General features: G+C 37.9%; 24 protein-coding genes. 6 read left to right on the top strand and 18 right to left on the bottom strand.

Annotated elements, in window-relative coordinates; all coding sequences use genetic code 11:
- Positions 1 to 87: 87 nt before the first annotated feature.
- The 14 genes from VB713_RS09545 to phnC all read right to left on the bottom strand — a co-directional run bounded on the left by VB713_RS09545 (position 88) and on the right by phnC (position 13,186).
- A complete protein-coding gene (locus VB713_RS09545; protein WP_323311325.1) occupies positions 88 to 561 on the bottom strand; it encodes a chemotaxis protein CheW in 474 nt (157 codons plus the stop codon).
- Between the two features lie 252 nt (positions 562 to 813).
- On the bottom strand, positions 814 to 1,179 hold the full coding sequence (locus VB713_RS09540) for a response regulator (protein ID WP_323311324.1): 366 nt from the start codon (positions 1,177 to 1,179) through the stop codon (positions 814 to 816).
- A gap of 294 nt (positions 1,180 to 1,473) precedes the next feature.
- Entirely contained in the window at positions 1,474 to 2,685 is a 1,212-nt protein-coding gene (locus tag VB713_RS09535; protein ID WP_323311323.1) for a response regulator, read from the bottom strand.
- A gap of 773 nt (positions 2,686 to 3,458) precedes the next feature.
- Positions 3,459 to 4,163, bottom strand: coding sequence for a phosphonate C-P lyase system protein PhnL (gene phnL / locus VB713_RS09530; protein WP_323311322.1), 705 nt, complete (start codon positions 4,161 to 4,163; stop codon positions 3,459 to 3,461).
- 8 nt (positions 4,164 to 4,171) lie between these two features.
- Positions 4,172 to 4,942 carry a phosphonate C-P lyase system protein PhnK gene (gene phnK, locus VB713_RS09525; protein WP_323311321.1) on the bottom strand — a complete coding sequence of 257 codons (771 nt, stop codon included), beginning with the start codon at positions 4,940 to 4,942 and terminating at the stop codon, positions 4,172 to 4,174.
- A gap of 1 nt (position 4,943) precedes the next feature.
- Entirely contained in the window at positions 4,944 to 5,810 is an 867-nt protein-coding gene (locus VB713_RS09520) for an alpha-D-ribose 1-methylphosphonate 5-phosphate C-P-lyase PhnJ (protein WP_323311320.1), read from the bottom strand.
- A gap of 88 nt (positions 5,811 to 5,898) precedes the next feature.
- Positions 5,899 to 7,065 carry an alpha-D-ribose 1-methylphosphonate 5-triphosphate diphosphatase gene (locus VB713_RS09515; protein ID WP_323311319.1) on the bottom strand — a complete coding sequence of 389 codons (1,167 nt, stop codon included), beginning with the start codon at positions 7,063 to 7,065 and terminating at the stop codon, positions 5,899 to 5,901.
- Positions 7,066 to 7,230: 165 nt separating this feature from the next.
- On the bottom strand, positions 7,231 to 8,301 hold the full coding sequence (locus VB713_RS09510) for a carbon-phosphorus lyase complex subunit PhnI (protein ID WP_323311318.1): 1,071 nt from the start codon (positions 8,299 to 8,301) through the stop codon (positions 7,231 to 7,233).
- A gap of 6 nt (positions 8,302 to 8,307) precedes the next feature.
- Positions 8,308 to 8,754: a GNAT family N-acetyltransferase gene (locus VB713_RS09505; protein WP_323311317.1), complete on the bottom strand. Its 447-nt coding sequence runs from the start codon at positions 8,752 to 8,754 to the stop codon at positions 8,308 to 8,310.
- Between the two features lie 86 nt (positions 8,755 to 8,840).
- Entirely contained in the window at positions 8,841 to 9,431 is a 591-nt protein-coding gene (gene phnH, locus VB713_RS09500; RefSeq protein ID WP_323311316.1) for a phosphonate C-P lyase system protein PhnH, read from the bottom strand.
- Between the two features lie 111 nt (positions 9,432 to 9,542).
- Positions 9,543 to 10,001 (bottom strand): phosphonate C-P lyase system protein PhnG, encoded by a 459-nt coding sequence (gene phnG, locus VB713_RS09495; RefSeq protein WP_323311315.1) that lies wholly within the window; start codon positions 9,999 to 10,001, stop codon positions 9,543 to 9,545.
- A 24-nt stretch (positions 10,002 to 10,025) separates the two neighbouring features.
- Positions 10,026 to 10,865, bottom strand: coding sequence for a phosphonate ABC transporter, permease protein PhnE (phnE, locus tag VB713_RS09490; RefSeq protein WP_323311314.1), 840 nt, complete (start codon positions 10,863 to 10,865; stop codon positions 10,026 to 10,028).
- Positions 10,866 to 11,128: 263 nt separating this feature from the next.
- The gene (phnD, locus tag VB713_RS09485; protein WP_323311313.1) at positions 11,129 to 12,166 is read right to left on the bottom strand and encodes a phosphonate ABC transporter substrate-binding protein; all 1,038 of its coding nucleotides are present in this window, start codon (positions 12,164 to 12,166) and stop codon (positions 11,129 to 11,131) included.
- 222 nt (positions 12,167 to 12,388) lie between these two features.
- On the bottom strand, positions 12,389 to 13,186 hold the full coding sequence (gene phnC / locus VB713_RS09480; protein ID WP_323311338.1) for a phosphonate ABC transporter ATP-binding protein: 798 nt from the start codon (positions 13,184 to 13,186) through the stop codon (positions 12,389 to 12,391).
- Between the two features lie 524 nt (positions 13,187 to 13,710).
- Here phnC and VB713_RS09475 point away from each other — a divergent pair.
- The 4 genes from VB713_RS09475 to VB713_RS09460 all read left to right on the top strand — a co-directional run bounded on the left by VB713_RS09475 (position 13,711) and on the right by VB713_RS09460 (position 18,036).
- On the top strand, positions 13,711 to 14,994 hold the full coding sequence (locus VB713_RS09475; RefSeq protein WP_323311312.1) for an aspartate aminotransferase family protein: 1,284 nt from the start codon (positions 13,711 to 13,713) through the stop codon (positions 14,992 to 14,994).
- Between the two features lie 106 nt (positions 14,995 to 15,100).
- Positions 15,101 to 16,156 (top strand): YwqG family protein, encoded by a 1,056-nt coding sequence (locus tag VB713_RS09470; protein WP_323311311.1) that lies wholly within the window; start codon positions 15,101 to 15,103, stop codon positions 16,154 to 16,156.
- Between the two features lie 325 nt (positions 16,157 to 16,481).
- Positions 16,482 to 16,898 carry a pentapeptide repeat-containing protein gene (locus VB713_RS09465; RefSeq protein ID WP_323311310.1) on the top strand — a complete coding sequence of 139 codons (417 nt, stop codon included), beginning with the start codon at positions 16,482 to 16,484 and terminating at the stop codon, positions 16,896 to 16,898.
- Between the two features lie 184 nt (positions 16,899 to 17,082).
- Entirely contained in the window at positions 17,083 to 18,036 is a 954-nt protein-coding gene (locus VB713_RS09460; protein WP_323311309.1) for a DUF4351 domain-containing protein, read from the top strand.
- A 151-nt stretch (positions 18,037 to 18,187) separates the two neighbouring features.
- On the opposite strand, the gene gatC is transcribed toward VB713_RS09460, so the two are convergent.
- The 4 genes from gatC to VB713_RS09440 form a co-directional block, all read right to left on the bottom strand.
- Positions 18,188 to 18,478, bottom strand: coding sequence for an Asp-tRNA(Asn)/Glu-tRNA(Gln) amidotransferase subunit GatC (gene gatC, locus VB713_RS09455; RefSeq protein ID WP_323311308.1), 291 nt, complete (start codon positions 18,476 to 18,478; stop codon positions 18,188 to 18,190).
- Positions 18,479 to 18,553: 75 nt separating this feature from the next.
- Positions 18,554 to 19,075 (bottom strand): photosystem I assembly protein Ycf3, encoded by a 522-nt coding sequence (locus VB713_RS09450; RefSeq protein WP_323311307.1) that lies wholly within the window; start codon positions 19,073 to 19,075, stop codon positions 18,554 to 18,556.
- 230 nt (positions 19,076 to 19,305) lie between these two features.
- The gene (locus VB713_RS09445) at positions 19,306 to 20,793 is read right to left on the bottom strand and encodes a UDP-N-acetylmuramoyl-L-alanyl-D-glutamate--2,6-diaminopimelate ligase (protein ID WP_323311306.1); all 1,488 of its coding nucleotides are present in this window, start codon (positions 20,791 to 20,793) and stop codon (positions 19,306 to 19,308) included.
- Positions 20,794 to 20,825: 32 nt separating this feature from the next.
- Positions 20,826 to 21,125, bottom strand: coding sequence for a glutaredoxin family protein (locus VB713_RS09440; RefSeq protein ID WP_323311305.1), 300 nt, complete (start codon positions 21,123 to 21,125; stop codon positions 20,826 to 20,828).
- A gap of 129 nt (positions 21,126 to 21,254) precedes the next feature.
- Here VB713_RS09440 and VB713_RS09435 point away from each other — a divergent pair, with 129 nt between their 5' ends.
- Together VB713_RS09435 and VB713_RS09430 are read left to right on the top strand one after the other, a co-directional pair.
- Positions 21,255 to 21,404, top strand: coding sequence for a hypothetical protein (locus VB713_RS09435; RefSeq protein WP_323311304.1), 150 nt, complete (start codon positions 21,255 to 21,257; stop codon positions 21,402 to 21,404).
- 78 nt (positions 21,405 to 21,482) lie between these two features.
- Complete coding sequence (locus VB713_RS09430; RefSeq protein WP_323311303.1) at positions 21,483 to 21,668, top strand: hypothetical protein; 186 nt, start codon at positions 21,483 to 21,485, stop codon at positions 21,666 to 21,668.
- The last annotated feature ends 156 nt before the right edge of the window (positions 21,669 to 21,824 follow it).

Below are 21,824 nucleotides of genomic sequence, written 5' to 3'. Positions count from 1 at the left end.
TAGTAATAGCTTGAACTTTAGAGCCAAAAAATGTTAAATGATTAAAATGCACATTACTTGTTTAATCACTATCTACAAGCAGATTTTTTAGTTGTGATTTCCCCACATAGGCGATTGGATAATCGCTAGAGCATCTAAACTAAAAATCATTTGCTCTGCACCATTTGTAAAGTATCCATGCAGAAAAGGTGACATTGCTGGATAAAATAAGTCAGGAGATGGGATTTTCATTTGCTGGGTATCTATGGATTCAATATCCGTTAACTGGCGCACTAACAAACCCAAGTATTTACCCTCATTTTCTAACACAATTGCCATCATTTTTGAGAGTAAATTTGTACTTTGTACAAGAGGTGGATAACCTAACATTTCTTCTAAATCAACCAGCCACAGCATTTCGCCACGCCAGCTATAAATACCCAATACACAATTAGGCATCTGTGGAACTCCACATATTTCTGGCACTGAAATTCGTAATACTTCTGTGATGTGCTGCAACGAAATTATTGCTTGATCTTCTACTCCCAAATGAAAGCTTAAAAATTTTTGTTTGGTGTCCAAAATAGATTTTCCTTTATCATCAGCTATTTTAAAGTCACTATTCAGTAATTAAAACTCAATTATCAAGTCAAAAATCAAAAGTAATATGGAGTAAGTTTTTTAGCGATTGAGAATGGTTTGTTTATGCAAACCTGTACTAGTGTAAGAAAACAGGAGGCAGAAAAAGAGAGATGAAAACAATTTTTATCAGCCTTTTAACCTTTTTTTACTGCACTAAGTAACAAATCAATGAAAACATCAATGCAATCTGATTTATTTGTTGATCAATTTTTTCAAAGTAATTTCTAATTCTTCTCTATCTACTGGTTTTGATAAGTAAGCCTTAGCGCCCAACATATTACCCCAAATTTTATCAACTTCACTATTTTTGGTAGAGCAAAAAACTACGGGTATCTGGCTAGTATTAGGGTTGTTTTGTAGTTCTCTACAAATTTCATAACCACTTTTGCCCGGTAAAATTACATCTAGTAATATGGCATCGGGTTTATTGGCATCTATTTTTTTTTGTGCTTCTTCACTGCTGGTGGCAGAGATTACAGAATAGCCAGCTTGTTGCAAGTAACGGCTGATAATTTCCATATCAGTCAGTCCATCTTCAACTACTAAAATAGTACTCATAGCAATTACCTATTAAATTAATTTCAACCTGACAGCCAAGACTTAGATGTGCAATTAGAAAGAATAAACTTTATACAAAATACACACTACTCTGCATTGTTATCCTATCTTCAAGCATTGTATATATATTTTCATCCGTCAATCTACGTATTCAACATAAATTAACAAATGTAAATGGGTGATTTATGTTCTATTTACAACTTTCCTCAGGTGGGTTTTAACTACGAACAAAAAAACAAATTTAATACAAGTGTTTTGTGATGAATAGGCTAATCTTAAATTTGGTACGTTAACCTAATTAGAAACTTTTGAATTAGCAGTATTTTTAACTACTGAGTTAACCTGTGTAGGTAAATATTTGCGGATCATAGCCATGACTCGATCAGCCACTATCGGTTTAGAGATAAAATCTGTCGAGCCAACTACCTTAGCACGAACCCGATCTAAGAGGCCATCGTTGCCAGTTAGGATAATTATCGGTGTATTAGCAAAGGCAGGAATGCGTCGTAATTGAGTACAGATTTCATAGCCACTAGCTACAGGCATGATCAAATCCAAGAAAATCAAGTCTGGCTTCTCCTGAATCAGAATAGGTAAAGCTTGCACTGCCTCTTGAACTTGAGTAAACCTCATGCCATTGGTGGTGATAATATCACTTAACATTTTACAAACCAGAGGACTATCATCCACACAAGCTATAAGTGGTGTCATTCTCCGATCAATTTGGGGTTTTGGTTTTCTGGAGGCAGATTTGTCCGATTCACTGACTTGTAAAGGCAAATCAGGTACTTCTACTAACTCAATAATACCTTTGAGGATATAGGGAAGTAAGGAACGAGAAACAGGCATGACATCCTGTTTCATTTTTACTGCTAGTTCCCGCAAAGTGTATTTGCCATTAATTAAACTAACAAAATTTTTGTATACAGATGGACTAACCATCTGCTGGAGTTGTTCGGTTTTCCTCAATATTGGTGATGAATTAGGAGAAATATTTGCTAAACCGACTTTTGACCAAATTGCCCACGAGTCTTGCATATGCTTAATCGACATATCTGCACTTGTAAAACTCATTGGCATTTCTAATATTACCTCCTGGCTCAGATCACAACTCACAGAAGCAAAGTCTACTTCCTGTGCTAGATCAAAAAATAGTTCTGCAATTGTGCTTTCGACAATGGATTGAACTTGTTCTCGTTGAATTTTTTGTCTTTTGTGTAAAATGTTTAAGAGGTTGTAGTCCCAATAATCAAGAGCAATATCCTCAGTTCGGCAACGGATTTTATTTAAGTCAATATGGGGACAATATTGATTCATGTATCTGCGCCAACGTCGAAAAGGATGAGTGCCACCTGTAGCCCATACTATTCTGCCTAGACGATAGAAGAAAGTCCATTGTCTTCCTTTGGAACTTTTGATATTTAATTTTCCATTGTATTGGACTTGAGTACAGGTTTTAAACTCATTGAGTAAGTTATGAGATTCCATGAGTTCTGAGTTAGTCATATTTTGTTCCTAATAATCAATAAGTCAGCCTCTATCAAATTTGTATTAAGCACATCCAAATGAGTGTTATTTTGGAAATTGACAAAAATTTCTGAGATATGAACAATATGAATAGCACCCATGAAGTTCCTAATATTATTGCTATATCGCGGTTGTTAGCCTTGATTGAAAGTATCATTTCAAAATGAGTTGATATAGAATGATTTTTTTAATTTACCTCCTGGTGATATTTTTTGAATGTAGTATGGGTTGGCTATACAGCAATACTTAGGGATTCAAATGTGTTTTCCACTGAAGCTCCATTTTACTGGTTATTTATTTGTAGACTATCCGTACAAATGCTGATTTCAAATTTTCTCAAATCGCAATTTATCGGTATTTTTGAGATTTTTGCTGGAGAAAATTGACAAAAGATTACTTTATTTTACCAGATTTGCTGATCAGCATAGCAAATTTGTTACTTAAATTTTATTTACTTGAGGAGAAAAAAATTTTTAATTGACTCAAAATTAGTACTGTTCATACAGTGAGAACTAATTAGCTTAACTTTCAGATAAAATTAAACTTCTTCATATTTATTAAATTGTCAGCGAATTATTAAATTTTGTATAAATTTAACTAGTTTTATCACAAAGTTTAGTCTTGATGTAGCACGGTTTTTCAATAAGCATTGTTCCATATGGCTAACGCCTCCCGTCAGGGATACGCAATGACATTGTGTAATTAATTCTGTCCAATTATTTAATTATCAATATTACCAGAACGAGAATCACTTAGGCAAAAATCAACTCTCGGTTACATAGTTGATTTCGCACTTCTTCGTCATGGAAAATACCAATTAAGGCAGAACCTCTAGCTTGATGTTCTTTGAGGAGTTCCATCACTATTTGGCGATTTTTAGTATCTAGGGCTGAGGTTGGTTCATCTAGTAGCAAAATTGGATAGTGAACGGCTAAGGTACGGGCAATATTAACTCTCTGTTTTTCTCCTCCGGAAAAAGTGGTGGGGGAGAGATGCCATAATCTTTCTGGTAGGTTGAGACGATGGAATAAGTTGCGTACTTTTTCAGCAGCGGTTGCTGTGGTTTCGCCTAGTTCTAACAGTGGTTCTGCGGCAACTTCTAAGGCTGGTACTCTAGGAATGACTCGTAAAAATTGGCTGACATAACCGATGGTTTTCTGTCGCACTATTAGCAATTCATGGGGTGGAAGTTGACATAAATCAAGCCAATTTCCTTGATGTTTTACCCATATTGAACCGCTATCAGCACGATAGTTGCCATATAAACAACGCATGAATGTAGATTTACCTGCACCTGATTCTCCTGATAGGGCTACACATTCTCCGGCATTTACATTTAGTGATACTGCGTTTAAAACAGGTAATTTCACACCTCCTTGCTGATGTAAAGTAAAGCTTTTTTGCAAGTTTTCAACTTTGAGGAGGGTGTTTGTAGAAATATTAGTTGGTGTTGTCATTAATAAATTCATGGTGTTAAAGCAGCACTCACTAATAACTGGGTATAGGGATGTTGAGGATCATCAAGTACCTGGTCGGTTAAACCTGATTCCACTACCTGTCCTTGTTGCATAACGAGGAGACGATGTGCTAAAAGCCTGACAACACCGATATCATGGGTGACTAAAATAACGCTGAGGTGAAAATTCCGCACAAGCGATCGCAATAAGTCTAACAATTTTGCTTGCACTGATACATCTAATCCTCCCGTTGGTTCATCCATTAATATCAATTGGGGTTTTGTAACTAATACACGGGCAAGTTGTAAACGTTGCTGCATACCTCCTGAAAATGTGACTGGTAGGTCATCTATTCGCAGAGGATCGATTTCTACTTGTTGTAAGCAATGGGTAGCTTCTTGGCGAATATGACTGTAATTGCGGACACCAATATCTAGGAGACGTTCGCCGATATTCGCCCCAGCACTCACCTGCATACGTAAACCATCACGGGGATTTTGTTGGACAAAGCCCCATTCGGTTCGCATTAACCAACGGCGTTTAGGTTCAGGGATTTGGGTAATGTCTAAGACTTCTCCACTGCGAGTTAAGTAAATTACATTACCTGCGTCAATAGAGAGATTATGGGCAATTGCTTGCAGTAAAGTTGACTTTCCCGAACCCGATTCTCCCACAATACCGAGAACTTGACCGGGATAGAGATCAAAGGAGATGCGATCGCACGCTTTGATATTACCGTAAGATTTAGTTAGTTGTTGAACTTGTAAAATAGGTTTCATCTCATTTCTGCTGTTGTTGATGATTGCAGTAGTCTGTATCTGAACAAATCCACATCCTGCCACCCTGATCATCAATTACGACTTCATCTAAAAAGCTTTCTTGAGAACCACAAAATTCACAAGCTTTATCCCATTTTTCCACACTGAAAGGATGATCTTCAAAATCCAGACTTTTCACTTTTGTATAAGGTGGAATAGCATAAATTCGCTTTTCTCTTCCCGCACCAAATAATTGTAATGCCGGACTCATGTTCAATTTGGGATTATCAAAACGCGGAATGGGACTAGGACTCATCAAATAGTGATTATGTACCATAACTGGATAATCGTAAGCTGTAGCGATATATCCATGTTTAGTAATATCCTCATACAACTTGACATACATACCTGAATATTCCTGATAAGCGTGCATTTTGCTAGTTTCAGTTGCTGATGATTCTAACCAGCGTAAAGGTTCAGGAATAGGAACTTGGTAAACCATAATTTGTCCATCTTGCAATGGAGTTTCGGGAATGCGGTGACGAGTTTGAATTATTGTTGCTTCCTCGGTTCTTTCTGTAGTCTTGACATCACAAACTTTTTTAAAAAACCGCCGAATATTAACAGCATTAGTTGTGTCATCTGCACCTTGGTCAATTACTTTTAAAACATCACTTTGACCAATTACAGCAGATGTGACTTGGATTCCTCCTGTACCCCAACCATAAGACATAGGCATTTCCCTAGAAGAAAAAGGAATTTGATGACCAGGAATAGCCACAGCTTTTAATAAAGCACGCCGAATTGAACGCTTAGTTTGCTCATCTAAATAAGCAAAATTAAAGCCCGTATTGGGAGTATGGGAATTAGGTGACAGAGGGTTTGTCATTATTGAATTTTCTAAAATGGTGCTATATTTCCAATTGATGAGAATAAACTCAATATTGTCAAAATTTTTGTTGAGTGATGCTGGTAAATTAGATAATTTGATATTTAGCAACTTCTTTACCACCTATATAAACAGAAGAAATTGCCGAATGTAGGGGGTTATGAGGAGATATCAATAGAAAATCGGCATCTAAACCGGGGGAAATTTGACCTTTATGATTACCAATTCCTGCTGCTGCTGCTGGATGACTAGAAACCAATTTCCAAGCTTCTGCAAAAGACATTAAACCTAATTCTTGTAATTTAAAAGGAGCATGAAATAAGGAAGGGTAATGATAGTCTGAACAAAGGCAATCTAAAACCCCATGTTTAGCGGCTTCTGCGACACTCATATAGCCGACATGGGAACCACCACGCACTAAATTGGGCGCACCCATGAGAACTGCTGCACCGTAATCACGGGATTGTGCAGCTAAAGGGATACTGGCAGGAAATTCTGCGATCGCAATTTGACGACGTTGACTTAAAGCTACTTTTTCTTCACAATCATCATCATGGGAAGCTACGGGAATTTTATGACTATGGGCAATTGCAATTAATTCTTCTACTTGTTCATATCCCTGATGTCTATTTTTTTCTGTTTGAGTTATTAATTCGGTTATTTCTGGTTCAGAAAGGGCTATTCTTTGCCGCAAACCCTTGAGAAGTCGTTTTAATTTAGCTTCATCTCCTGCGGGTGGTAAATGGTCATTAATGGATATAAGATTTATTCGTCCAGATTCTAGCCAATTACATAATTCATCATGATTTTTAGTATTAGCTTCTTCATGTCGAATATGAATTTGATGATTACAACTTAAAACCTGTTTTCCTGTTCCTAAAATGAAATCAATTAAGGAACGTGCAGAATCTCGACTTCTTAAACCTGGTTCATAGGAATCTGTAATTGAACAGAAAAAGGTGGTAATTCCCGATGCGATTAGGTTACGATCATTGTCAGCAATTGCGATTGGTAATGGAAAGTTCACTCCTGGACGGGGGCAAATCATTCTCTCAAAAGCATCACCGTGTAAATCAATTATTCCCGGCAACATTTGCAGTCCTTTGGCATTTATGATATTAAAACCCTGGGGAGTAATTGTCTGATCTATTTTGATAAATTTTCCATTTTCAATTAATACGGTTGCATCTGAAATCCAACCGTTTGGAGTGAGGATATCGACTGCTTGAATAGCTAGTTTTGTTGTTGGTAGCACTGATTTACCTGATTGTTTGAGAATATGGATTTTTGCGCGGAGAGGATGAGTTATTATTTTGTAAGGATTCAGGATACAGAATATTTGATATGGCAGGGAACAGAAGAGAAAAATATTGTAACTTCTTCCTCCTGACTCCTGACTCCTGACTCCTGAATTCTTACATTATTCTTTTGATTGGTTTCTCATTTTTCTGACTAGGTTTAATTCGGCTTGAAAGTCGATGTAGTGGGGGAGTTTGAGATGTTGAACAAATCCTTGTGCTTCTACGTTGTCGGAGTGGTAGAGGACAAATTCGATATTTTGAGCGGGATTTTCTACTGTTTCGTCTAATTCTTTAGCACGCATTGCTCTATCTACGAGTGACATGGACATGGCTTTGCGTTCGTTGTAACCAAATGTGAGTCCATATCCACGGGTAAATTGAGCAGGTATTTCTTTGTTACCTTTAAATTGATTGACCATTTGGACTTCGGTTATAGTGATATTAGCGATCGCAATTTCAAATCCTAATTCTTCTGGAAATATCACTACTTCTACTTCTCCCATGCGAATTTCTCCCGCAAAAGGGTGGTTTCTGCCATAACCTCGTTGGGTAGAATATGCTAAAGATAATAAGAATCCTTCATCTGCACGGGCTAAATTTTGCAGTCTTGCATCTCTTTCAGCAGGAAAAGTTAAAGGTTGACGTGTTAAATCAAATGGTTCTGTTCCTGTTTTTTCTGCAACCTCTGACTGCATTAAACCTTCTTGATCCAATGTGTCAATTACACGAGGTATCGGTTCGGTAATTGCTTCTGCTTCTGGTGTTGTCGGGGCTTCTCCTTCAGCCATCAATTTAAAGTCTAGAAGACGATGGATATAGTCAAAAGTCGCACCTAAATTTTGCCCTCCAGGGACATCTTTGAAAATTGCAGATATTCGCCTCTGAATTTGCATTTTACTAGTGTCTATTGGTTGGCTATAGTAAAAACGTGGTAATGTGGCTCGATAGGCTCTAACTAAAAAAATTGCTTCTACTAAATCACCCCAAGATTGTTTCACTGCTAGGGCTGCTAATTCCCGATCATATAAGCTACCTTCACAGATAACTCTATCTACTGCTAGGGTTAATTGTTGTTCAATTTGTTCTATAGTTAATTCGGGAATTGTCGGATCACCCCGGCGTTTACTTTGAAGTAAAGCTTCGGCATTTTTAATTGCTTTTTCTCCGCCTTTAACTGCAACATAAGGCATAATTTTTTATTTCCCTACTACACATTTAAAACTCCAACCATGCTGTTCAAATCCTAATTTTTTATAGAATTGATGAGCCTTTTCTCGTTGCAAATTAGAAGACAGGATAACTTTATAACATCCTGCATCAGCACAGATTTGAATTGCGGCTTTTATCATTTCGCTACCAATTCCCTGTCCTCGCAATTTAGATGTAACTGTGACTGCATCTAAGACTGCAAATTTGTGATATCCTCGATTCAGCATTGTAGGAATATAAACAAGGCTAAAAGTACCTACAGGTGCTTGGTTTTGAAATGCAAGATAAATTTGATAATTGGGAGTTTTATTCATAGCATCCCAGATTTCTTCAGCCTTTTCTTTTTCTAAAGGTGTTTCATTATCCATATCGGCATAAAGCTGAATTAATAGAGGTAAATCTTCCCGATTGGCAGCAAGAATATTAAGGTTCATAAATATTGTTTTATTCCCTAAGAAAATTTGATGATTTCAGAGATTTATATGATTCTTAGATGACATTAATTAATGGAGACGATTTATTATAAGCTTCCTAATTTTGTAGTGCGTGGTAAACCAATTACAGAATTTTCTGTGAATAAAAAGGCATCTAATCCTAATGGATAAATTTGATGATTTTTTGCCCAAAATTTCCAAAAATGGAGAGGAATTGTGGGAGTAATAATTTGTTGTTCTAAAATACCTGGGGCTGTTAATACTACTGTTTCTCCTGCTGACAAACTTTTTATTTGTATTAATAACGTTGTTGAAGTTTCTGGTTTTTCTGGTGTACCAGAATTGAAATTAGATAATTCTATAAACTTATCCATATTTTGAATTACTGCAAAATCTGCCTGTTCTGGTTGTGTTGTAAAACGGCAACCTGTATGAAATAACAACCAAGCTTTTACTTGAGGCTCAAAATTAGGCTGAAGCCAAACTTGTACATCCAAATCAAATAATGTTAAACAAGCTGCGGCACAACCCGAATTTAATCCTTGGGGAATGGTCAAATTAGCCGTTATTAAATATGCTGTTCCTGGTCTAGCATTAGCATCTAGTAATGCCCTAAATGTCCTTTGTGAGTCATGAATTTGGTCTGGAAATCCTGGTAAATGTGTGATTTTATTCATCTAGAGAACTCCACAAAATAAATTATCCAATTTCACTGAATCAAAACGACTTTTTCCTCTCCCTGCCCCCTGCTCCCTGCCCCTGCCTTCCAAACAATGGGATACTGTCTCCTATCCTTCCCCTCTCATCATGGTGAAGAAGTCAACTTTAGTGGCGGCTGTTTGACGCTGTTTGAGTTCTTGTTGGTGTTGAATTTCTGTTTGTAGGGGTTGAATTACTTGAGTGTGAATATCAGTAAACCAATTGGGGCATTGTAATAAGGCATCACAGAGGGCTGCTAGTTCAGCATGACGGCGCGATCGCCCCCCAACATACCCAAATCCGCTCACAGTATCGTTTCCTTGGCTTTCTAGCTGCACTACACAGCGAGTAATTGTCATTTCTCCGAGATTAAATGCCTCCCCTGTCCCTCCTGCGCGTCCCCGCACCATCGCTAAACCAATTTCAGGCGATCGTAAAAAGCTATAGTTTGGTAATGTTCCTAATTCGTTGACAAGCTTTTCTAAACTTTCTAAATCAGCTTTAGCTAATATTGCTATCCATTCCTGTCTTTGTGTTACGGTTGTCATAACTAAATTTTCGATAATTCATTCCTAAACTAACCAATTTCTTACCTTAGCTGATAGTACATCAATAATGCTAGTAGCCGAAACCAAAATAATGAGAATTGCACAAATTTTTTGGTACTCAAAAGATCCAAAACTTTGATATAAAGCAACTCCAATTCCTCCCGCACCAACAATACCTAATACCGAAGCTGCACGGACATTGGCTTCAAATCTATAGAGTGCAAATGAAGTCCATAAAGGCATAACTTGGGGAATCACACCAAATATAACTTCTTGAATTTTGTTAGCACCTGTGGCTTTAATTCCATCTACTTGGCCCGGTTCAATTGCTTCTACTGCTTCAGAAAATAGTTTGCCTAAAATACCTAAGGTATTAATAAATAAAGCTAAAACTCCAGCAAATGGACCTAATCCAACGGCGACAACGAAGATGAGTGCAAAGACAATTTCATTGATTGCCCGCATAGCATCTAATAAACGTCGCATTGGTTGGACAATCCAAGCTGGACACATATTTTCTGATGCTAATATAGATAAAGGAACAGCGACAATAGTTGCCATTAATGTTCCCCAAATTCCCATTGATATTGTCACTAAAGTCTCTGATAGATAATATTTCCAATCACTAAAATCTGGGGGGAAATAGGCACTAATATATTCTGCCATATTACTACCACTTCCATGTAAGTCCGTCAAATTAATTTCGCTCTGAATGTAGGAAAAAATTAAAGCAATAACAGTAATTATTCCTAAAAAAACTCTACTTTTAGTTACTAGTTTTTTTTCTTGGTTTAACATCTCTATTACGGCTGGAGATGTAGTGAGAGGGTGATGATTGTTGCTGATGTTTCCTATTTCTGCCATTGTCAATATTGGAATTAATTAATTATTAATAATTAACCAAATTATAGCCAATTGTTAATTGCATCGTAAGGATTCAGGATACAAAATATTTGATATAGCAGGGAACAGAAGAGAAAAATATTCTTCTGACTCCTGACTCCTGAATTCTTAAATTGCATCGAATGAATGGAATGGATATCTGGTGAAAATTAAATATGCATGATCCAGAATCATTGTAGAGAAGTTTCATGGAACATCTCTACATTTTTGTCGGAGATGTTTAATTAGTTAGATTGAACTTCTTTGAGTTGCTTATTTAATTCATCTAATTTCGTCTTTTTCTCTTCCGCACTAAGATTATCCTTAGATTTCGTTTCTTGAATTTGCTTAGAGATATCAAGTTCTCTAATTGGATTCCACATTTTATCTTCAGCGGGAGCAAAGCCAGAAATTTTAAATTTTGCTAAAACTTCTTTGTCTTTATAATTATAGAAGAAATCTTGAAACTTCTTCTTAATATCTGCTGATAAATCTTGGCGATATGCCAGAGGATCGCTAGGAATCATGGTTGATTTCCAGATAATTTCAATTTTTTCTCTAGCTTGAGGATTGGTTAATGCTAGTCGTGCTAAAGCTTCATCACTAACTGTAGCCACATCTATTTGTTGATTAGCAACAGCCATAGCACAAGCTTCATGATTACCTGCAAAAATTAGCCGTTTGAACGCTTTTTTAGGATCAATATTATTTTTAGTAAAGATGTAATAACTAGGTACTAAAAATCCAGATGTAGAACTGGGATCGTTAAAGGCAAAGGTGAGTTTACTTGCATTTTTGATGACGTATTTATCCCCACCTTCGGCTTTAGCTTCTTTAAGAATAGGATTATTTTTGTTAGTAATTAAATGAGAATAATAGCCTTTTGTGCCATCTTCCGCAACAACTTGAGCAAATACTTCAGCATTAGCATTTTTTGTAGCTTCAATGTAGGATTTACCACCTAACCAAGCTGCTTGAACTTTACCAAAGCGCATGGCTTCTATAACTGCTGCATATTGGGTGACAAAGAAAGGTTTAATGGGAATGCCTATTTCTTTAGACATTGCGGCAATCATCGGTTCCCAAAGTGGCTTTTGGTTAGCTTGGGACTCTGTAGAAAGGATGCCAAAGTTAATCTCTTTAATTTCAGCTTTGCTAGTTGATGAAGTTTTGGTTGCAGTCTCTAAATTATTATCAGCCGCAGTACAAGCTGAAAGAATTTTAGTACTAGCTAAAGTTAGAGTGAATAAAGAAGTTTGTTGAATAAATAACCGTCTGTCCATTTTTGCTCCTGTATTTTGTAGTTAATTGTGTGTTGATAATAATCGCAACTTAAATATTTATTTTTGTGTAAGGATTCAGGATACAGAATATTTGATATAGCAGGGAACAGAAGAGAAAAATATTCTTCTTCCTTCTTCCTCCTGACTCCTGACTTCTTACATTTTTGTAATCATAATTTCTGATAATTCAGATTGCACTTTTGTTGGTACTTTTATTATGTATTATGCTAAAAGTTCTCCATGTCCTTTCATGACAAGTTCTTCTGTAGCTGCACCATAAATTTCATTGAGCTTGTTGTCATTTATTTCTGAGATTGCACCATCAAACATTACTTCTCCATCTCTCAAAGCAATTACACGATGGAAGTAATTGCGGACAATTTGGATTTGGTGCAATGAAGCTACGATGGTGATACCATTTTGTTGATTGAGTTCAACTAACAACTCCATAACTTTACGTGCAGATTCAGGATCTAGGGATGCTATGGGTTCATCTGCGAGGATGATTTTTGCTCCTTGCATCAGACAACGTGCGATCGCAACTCGTTGTTGTTGTCCACCGGATAGCATTGAAGCTCGCTTGTAAGCTTGTTCTAGAATTCCTACTCTTTCTAATGCAGATAATGCTCGAATTTTTTCAGCTTTTGTAAATAAATGTAATGCTGAACGTGCCAAAGATAACTTTGCTAAGTTACCAACAAGAACATTTTCAATCACTGTCAATCGGTTTACCAGATTGAATTGTTGAAAAATGCAGCCTATTTGACACCGCAAAGCCCGAATTTGGGAATGTAATTTTCCGTCTGCTTGTAAAGTGCTACCAAAAATTGAAACGGAGCCTTTATCTGCATTCTGCAACCCATTGAGATGCCTCAATAGGGTAGATTTACCAGAACCTGATGCACCTAAAAGCACCACCATTTCACCTGCTTGAATTGTACAAGATAGATGATTAAGTGCTGATTTACCTTTGAAACTTTTTGATAGTTGAGTAACTTCAATTGTCGCTATAGTGGTCATTTTTGACATTTAAATGCCTGTGAATAAAACTGTAATCCCACTTGGTTAAGAAATAACTAAGATTAGAATAAGTTGTAATTTCAGTAAATGAAACCTAAAGGTGATTTATTTAACTACATAGTGTACGGTTAGAACGGCCGTTCACCCTACGATAATTTGCGCCTCACTAAGTTGCAATCTGCGTATTTAGATGATCTACAATATAATCCCAGTTCTTCATACAGATATAATTCCTGCGATTATCCCTAAATGGTCAATGTCTTTAACATCTACTTGTAGTTCTGCTTTCACTTCCTTCTTCCTTCAGTCCACTTAGATTAAAATACCTTTTTTCTGGTTTTACCTGCTGAATGTGGGGTAGAATACACAAATTTTTTTATTGCTGATACTCGTTTGAGGATATCTGAGCGTTAAGCTAAGAGAAAGAGATATTTGCGCGAAATAATTAGAAATTTTCAGAAATTTTTAATTATTTATAAAAAACTAGTAGAGTATACGATAAAGGATTTTCAGGAGGAGCGGTAGTGAGTTTCCAAACTCTAGTTGAACCAGCCACGATCCCCCCAGAGTCAGGTATTATGCCATCTACACCTTTCGATGCGGATAGCTTCAATGAGGCTGTCATGTCCACTTATGCCCGGTTTCCATTGGCTTTAGAACGGGGCGCTGGCTGCCGTGTGTGGGATACCCAGGGTAGGGAATATTTGGATTTTGTTGCCGGCATAGCTACTTGTACTTTGGGACACGCCCACCCAGCAATGGTAGAAGCGGTAACACGCCAAATCCAGAAGCTGCACCATGTTTCTAATTTGTACTATATTCCCGAACAAGGTGAATTAGCCAAATGGATTGTTGATCATTCCTGTGCTGATAGTGTGTTTTTCTGCAACTCTGGTGCAGAAGCCAACGAAGCAGCAATTAAACTAGTGCGGAAATATGCCCACACAGTTTTAGATATTTCTCACCCGATCATTTTAACTGCCAATGCCAGTTTTCATGGACGGACTTTAGCCACTGTCACTGCCACCGGACAGCCCAAGTATCAAAAACACTTTGATCCTCTAGTTCCCGGTTTCCATTATGTCGATTACAACGATATCAGAGCAGTGGAAGCAGCCGTTACCGAGTTAGATGAAGGTAATTATCGCGTGGCGGCGGTTTTGATTGAACCATTGCAGGGGGAAGGTGGAGTGCGTCCTGGGGATGTTGCCTACTTCAAGCGGTTGCGTCAAATTTGTGATGAAATCGGCATTTTATTAGTGTTCGATGAAGTGCAAGTGGGTATGGGACGCAGTGGCAAGTTATGGGGATATGAACATCTGGGTGTAGAACCTGATATTTTCACCAGTGCGAAGGGACTAGGTGGGGGTATTCCTATCGGTGCAATGATGAGTAAGAAGTTCTGCGATATTTTCCAACCAGGGGAACACGCGAGTACATTTGGCGGTAATCCTTTTGCCTGCGGTGTGGCTTTAAGTGTCTGCCAAACTTTGGAAAAAGAGAATATTTTGCAGAATGTGCAGGAACAGGGCGCACATTTGCGAGAGGGATTAAGAGCGATCGCACTCAAATATCCTCAGCATATCTCAGAAGTGCGCGGTTGGGGTTTAATCAACGGCATGGAAATCAAAGCAGATATTCCCTTAACTGCCATTGAAGTAGTCAAAGCTGCTATGGAAGAGGGTTTATTACTTGTTCCCGCTGGACCCAAAGTGGTGCGGTTTGTACCTCCTCTCATTGTCACAGAGGTAGAAATCAATCAAGCATTGCACGCTGTAGAAAAAGTATTAGCGAAACTCACAGCATAATTCATAAGAATTCGTAATTTGTAATTCCTAATTTCTAGAATTATCAATTACGATTTTTTTTGATTAAAATCTCTATTATTCCTACCCATAGCGGAGATTAATTATCATGAAATCCAATAAAATACTGAGATTAAGTTCACTCAGAACATCAATTCATCTAGACGGCTGCAATGTTACCCATTATCAACAACTTCATCAATTCTCTTCTGAAGCAGAAGCAGAAGCTTTTTTTAATCAAAGTATTCAAGAATTACTCATACATGGTTGGTATGATATCGAATCTATCCCAGTAGACGAAAATAACAAAGATTTTACCCCAGATGAATTGTATAGAATGTTCTTAGAATTAAAAAATCAGGTAGATAAATTTGCAAATACAATTATCAAACCTTCTATAGAAATTACGCCATTTTCCACAACAGAAATTACCTTATGGCAAAGTAAATTTGGTGGTTTACCTTACTTTCCTAAACATCTTGATTATCCCAAAGCTCCAGATGGTACTCCCCTGCATCTTTTAGCACAAATCAATTTTTCTGAAACTCCTACATTAGAAGATTTACCAGAAAAAGGGATACTTCAATTTTATATTGAAGCCGCAGGTGAAACAGCCTATGGTCTTGAAGAATATCCCCAATTAGCACAAACGACTTTCCGAGTTATTTACTTTCCTGAACCAGATTTAAATATTGATAATCTCCTAGATAACTTTGATTTTTTACCTCCAGGTATAGGTTTACCATTATTAGACTGTCTGTCTTTGAATTTCGCTATCAAATCAACTCCTATGAGTGCATCAGATTATCAGTTTAGAAACTTAGTTAAAAGCCATTTTCCCATTTTTAAACAAAGTAATCTCACTAAAGCAATGGAAAATTCTTTAGAAGAACTCGTAGATGATCTTACCAATGAGTATGAAGAGAAATATGAGGAATCACTAGGAGGACACCGTTTAGGAGGATATCCCGGATTTGTCCAAAATGATGATCGAGAAAATGTGGAGGGAGAGGAAGGTTACGATTTTCTGTTATTGCAAATGGACTCTGATGATGAGCATTCAATTATGTGGGGAGACGTGGGAATTGGTAACTTTTTTATTCAGCCTTCTGCACTTAAACAGTTAGATTTTTCCAAGGTTCTTTACACTTATGCTTGTTGTTGAGATATGGGGATTTAGATTTATCGGTTCTAGCGTTCCCCTGATGGTAAAGAATTTAATTTTTGTAGGTTGGGTAGAACAAAGTGAAACCCAACATTAGCGGTAGGATCGCAAGGGGTGTTGGGTTTCGTTTCTCAACCCAACCTACAATAAATGTTATTTTACTTTACACCTATGCTTGTTGTTGAAATATGAGGAGAACAATTTATTTTATGTACGAGCAAAACACAGCGTCTTTCAAGAATTTGTTGATAATTCTAGCGGCTGTTTTTTCTATCTTCTTTTTTTAGGACGACGTAATTGCGAGAATGAAAAGGAAAATCAGAGGTTGGATTTAACTTTTATTGATATCAGAGCCGCAAATCTTGATAGAGCAAAAAACTTAAAGAGGATTGATATCTATTGCAGCAACTTGGACGGTGCGTCGTTCCAAGAAGCTAGTTTGCAAGATGTATCTCTTTGGAATTCGAGTCTCCAATGGGTAAATTTTTCAGAAGCCGTTTTGGAAAAAATGAACTTTGCTGGAGCTAAATTGTGTCAGGCAAAATTTAATAAAGCAACCCTAAAAGATTCATTTCCTTTAGACTCAACGAACCTGCATTTAGCAACCTTGTTTCAAACAAACCTTCAAAAAGTAGACCTTTCTAAAGCTAAAAATCTAGAATTACACCAGATTGAATCAGCAAATATCGATCAAGATACTAAATTACCTGCTCATATTGAAGAAGTAATGCGATTTGAATAGTGAATTTACTTGCGACAGAATTTTTTATTTATTTCAACCACACTTTTTTTCTCTCTTCCTTTGCGCCTTTGCGCCTTTGCGTGAGATAAAAAATGTAATTTATTTACCTAAAAATCCCTGTAAACAGCCTTTATTAACTCATCACAGATAATATAAACTAATTGTAGCATCTACCAAATAACACATGACCAAAGAACGCGAAAGAGCCGACCAAGACAGCCCGTGGAAAGAAATATTAGAAGCCTACTTTCCTCAAGCAATGCAATTTTTCTTCCCACAAACAGCCGCATTAATTAACTGGGAACGTCCCCACGAATTTCTCGATAAAGAATTTCAAAAAATCGCCCGTGATGCTGAACAAGGAAGAAGATATGCAGATAAATTAGTCAAGGCTTGGCAACACCAAGGACAAGAAATTTGGCTGTTGATACATATAGAAATTCAAGCAAAACCAGAAGAACTCTTCCCCAAAAGAATGTTCTCCTACAACTTACGAATTTTTGACTATTTTGGCAAACCTGCTATTAGTCTGGCTATTTTATGCGATGTAGATCCCAACTGGCGACCACACCAATACAGTTATAATTATCCTGATACCAGGTTAAATTTTGAATTTGGCACAGTCAAACTACTAGATTACCAAAACCGTTGGGCAGAATTAGAAGCCAGCGATAATCCTTTTGCAACGGTGGTAATGGCACATTTAAAAACCCAACAAACAAGTAAAAAACCACAAGAACGCAAAACCTGGAAATTTAGCTTAATTCGACGATTGTATGAACAAGGTTTGCAAGAAAAAGATATTCGTAATCTTTACCGCTTTATCGACTGGGTTATGATGTTACCAAAAGCATTGGAAGAAGAGTTTTGGCAAGATTTTAAACAATTTGAACAGGAGCGAACTATGACCTACATTACTACAGGCGAGCGCATTGGCTACGAGCGAGGAATAGCAGAAGGTGAGCAAAATCTTGTGGTGCGACTACTAAAAAAACGCTTTGGAGAATTACCTGAAGAAATTAGGAAGCAAATCCAAACTCTTTCTCTAAATCAGTTGGAAGCACTGGGTGAAGCGTTGTTAGATTTTACAGCTATTGAGGATTTGTTTAACTGGTTGGCAACCAATCAAGCAGAGTAAGAAGTTTACCAAGAGTATGAAGAGAAATATTGGAAATTGCTGAGAGGACACCAGATTTTTCTAAAAATGCTTACAAATAATCCCCTGGCTCAAGCCAAGGGATGATCAAAATGCCCATTTTTGATTTTTTACGACAGAATCTCTGGCAGTTCTAATCAGCATTCAGGATTTTTGGTACTCTGAAAAAGTCACCTTCCTGCTCAGGGGCGCTGCGGAGGATGGCTTCTCTGTCAGGGTAGGGCTGTAGGCGATCTTCTCGCGTCACATTGCTGACATCAATAGCTCTAGTTGTTGGGGGAACATCGGTGACATCAAGTTCACTCAGTTGTTCGATATACTCCAGAATGCTGCCCAGTTGGGTGGTAAATTGCTCTTCTTCGTCTGGTGTCAATTCTAAACGAGCGAGATTAGCAACTTTGCGAACTTGTTCACGATCAATCATTGTTAGTGGGAATAAGGAATAGGGAACAGGGAATAGGTAGGATAAAAACTTACCAATTACCTATTACCAATTTAGCTAAAAGAATACGTCAATTTGCGATCGCCCTGTGGTCTTTAACCAGTTTTGGGCTTCAATGTAGTTATTAGGAGCCATGCGAACTGCTCTAATCCAATAATCTGCGGCCTGGTCAAACAGTGCTTCTCCAGCATCGTTATCACCTTCTTCTTTGGCTTTTTCACCTTGGAAGTGATAAATAACCGCGATATTATTCAAAGCTTGGGGTAGACGAGGATTTAACTCAACAGCCTGGTGATAATATTCTAAAGCCTTGGTGTGGTCGCCATTACTAGCGTAAATCAGCCCCATATTGTAGAGAATATAACTCTGATCATTGGAGTCTTCTTCTAGGGTGAGAGCTTCCTCATAATAATCCAGTGCTTCGGCATATTCCCCTTCTGCCTGAGCGGACATTCCATCTCGGTAATAAACAAATGCTTCTTTAGCTTTTCTGTTAGCTGGCAGCAGTTTGAGGATCAGGTCTGCCATGACTGTGAAGGATTTGTCAACAAAGTTATCGTTTTTCTGTGTTCTTGGCATATTGGCCTCTATGGTGGCTCAAATAAAGCAGATTTAGGAACTAATTCTCGGCGACTGGTATTTTACAATCAGCAACTCCATAGTTAATTTAACTGATTTATGGCAACTTCTCACCTTTCCGACGCTCGATTATTAGATTGAACTGGGGATTGGGGATTGGGTACTGGGGATTGGGTACTGGGAAGAAAGAAGCTATAGAAAATTCTCCCCCTGCTCCCTGCTTCTTCCCGTCACCTGTCACCTGCTCTCTCTTGTAAAGCTTCCCGTGCTTGTTCTCGGTCGTCAAAGTGGATTTTTTCAGTACCGAGAATTTGGTAATCTTCGTGGCCTTTACCTGCCAACAATATGCCATCACCGGGTTGAGCTTGTAAAATAGCGGTGTGAATTGCTGTCGCACGATCGCAAATTACCATTGGTTGGACAGTATCAGGAATCCCTGCCAACACATCTTGGAGAATCTTTTCTGGGTCTTCAGTGCGAGGATTATCTGAAGTCACCACAGCCACATCAGCTAACTGGGCGGCAATTTTTCCCATTTTAGGACGTTTAGTGCGATCGCGATCTCCCCCACAACCAAACACACAAATCATTTTACCAGGGATAAACGGCCGTGCAGCTTTGAGCAAATTCTCCAAACTATCGGGAGTGTGGGCATAATCGACAATTACACTCACATCTTGGTTATCACTAATTTGCACCCGTTCCATACGTCCAGGAACACCAGGGAAATCAGAAATGGCATTTGCTACCAATTGCAAATCTAACCCCAAATGTAAAACCGCACCCACCGCAGCCAAAAGATTTTCTAAATTATATTGACCGACTAAAGGCGAATTAAAAGCCACATCACCCTTTGGTGTATGCAACATTCCACTCACACCATGAGGTTGATAACTTAAACCACTCATCCAAAAATCGGCGTTATTGTCGTTAACGCTGTAAGTCCAACATTGCAATTTATTGAAACTAGCAATTAATCTTTGTCCATATTTATCATCAGCATTAATAATAGCGCGTTCTTGCAAATAATCAGAACTAAATAATAATGCTTTAGCCTCAAAATAATCTTCCATATCTTTGTGATAATCAAGATGATCTTGGGTAAGATTAGTAAATACTGCCACATCAAAAGCACAACCAAAAACCCTATCCTGGGCTAAAGAGTGAGAACTTACTTCCATCACTCCAAACTCACAACCAGCATTAACCGCTTCTGATAAACGTTGTTGTAAATCTACAGCGAAAGGAGTAGTATAAGCTGCCACTTGGGAGAAACCAGGCCAGCGAGTGTAAAGTGTACCAAATAAAGCAGTAGATAAACTTGCTTGATTAAGAAAATACTCAATTAAATGAGTTGTAGTAGTTTTGCCATTTGTACCCGTCACCCCAACCATTTTTAATGTGCGGCCAGGATACCCATAAAATGCCGTAGAAACTAAAGCACATAATCTATTGATGTTTTCAATGACAATTACTGGATCAGAGGACTTGGGAGGATGTTTTAACGCCGCTTCTGGAGATATCAAAGCTGCCACTGCACCGGCATTTATGGCACTTTGCCAAAACTCTCCCCCATCAACTCTTGTTCCTGGCATTCCGATGAATAAATCCCCTTTTGTGCAAGCATGGGAGTTAGTTTTAATTCCTGTAACTTCCACGTCGGCAATTTTGGTATATTCTAAGTGATTAAGAACCGCTAATAATTCCCGTATTTTCATCAAGTGAACCTCAATACAACCTTATCTTGCAATTATTCTGCATTATTTTTTTCTGGATTGGGAATATATTTTAAAAGCATTTGTTCCAATTGCTTGACACTTGCACGGGGAGAGGGACGGGGTAAAGGTTGTGTAACCTCTGCGTCCTCTGCGCCTCTGCGGTTCGATAAAAATAAAACTGGTACTTCATACTGATAAGCCGCAAACCAATCTTCACGGGTGCTAATATCCCGAATTTCTAACTCTAAACTGAGAGTTTGGATTTGTTCTAGCTTTTCTTGTAAGCCTTCACAGAGATGACAACCGGGTTTACTGTAGAGAATTAATCGCATTTGACGATAATAGATTTATAAACAATTCCGTTGTGGACGCTTGTCTTGGTACAGACACCCATATCTTACAGCCAGTTGATAGCCAGGAATTCTATAGAAATTCTGAGCAACGAAGGTGAAAATTAACAAATGAACGAAAGCAAAGAGCGATCGCTCTTATCTGTTTATATTTTATTTTTCAGTAAGGGACGGAGAAATAAAATACCAGCCATTAGAGAACTCCACAGAATGATTGATCCTATAATGAGAGAAGATAATCTCAGTGTGCAGCCAACCTGATGCGTCCAAAATTTATCATTCAACTCACGGAAAACCTAAATTTTACTAAACCAGTATAGTTATTGGATCATCTTTTTTGTGGAGTTCTCTTATTTAGAAGAAAACATTGCCGCAGTGGAGATTATTCTCACACCAGATGAATTGAATCGCCTGGAGATTGTTGCACCCAAAGGAGTAGCGGCAGGCGATAACGTTCGCGTAGCGTCTCGGAGAGAAGCGCTCCGCAGGAATCGCTACCCTGATATGAGTACTGTTAACCGCTAAGGAAGCAACGCGAAAAATATGGAAGAAACGAATCCTGGTAATAGCAAAATTCCATCTGCTAAAAAAACGCGACGGAATTTTTTGCTCTATATGGTGGGGAGTCAATACTGCTCGGTTAAGGCTCAAAAGTTATTATATGGTAGGTTGGGTTGAGGC

Origin of the sequence: Anabaena cylindrica UHCC 0172 (assembly GCF_034931625.1) — a bacterium.
GTDB lineage: Bacteria > Cyanobacteriota > Cyanobacteriia > Cyanobacteriales > Nostocaceae > Anabaena > Anabaena cylindrica_A.
The sequence above is the reverse complement of the archived record's forward strand: the minus strand, read 5'-3'. Positions and strand labels throughout refer to the sequence as shown.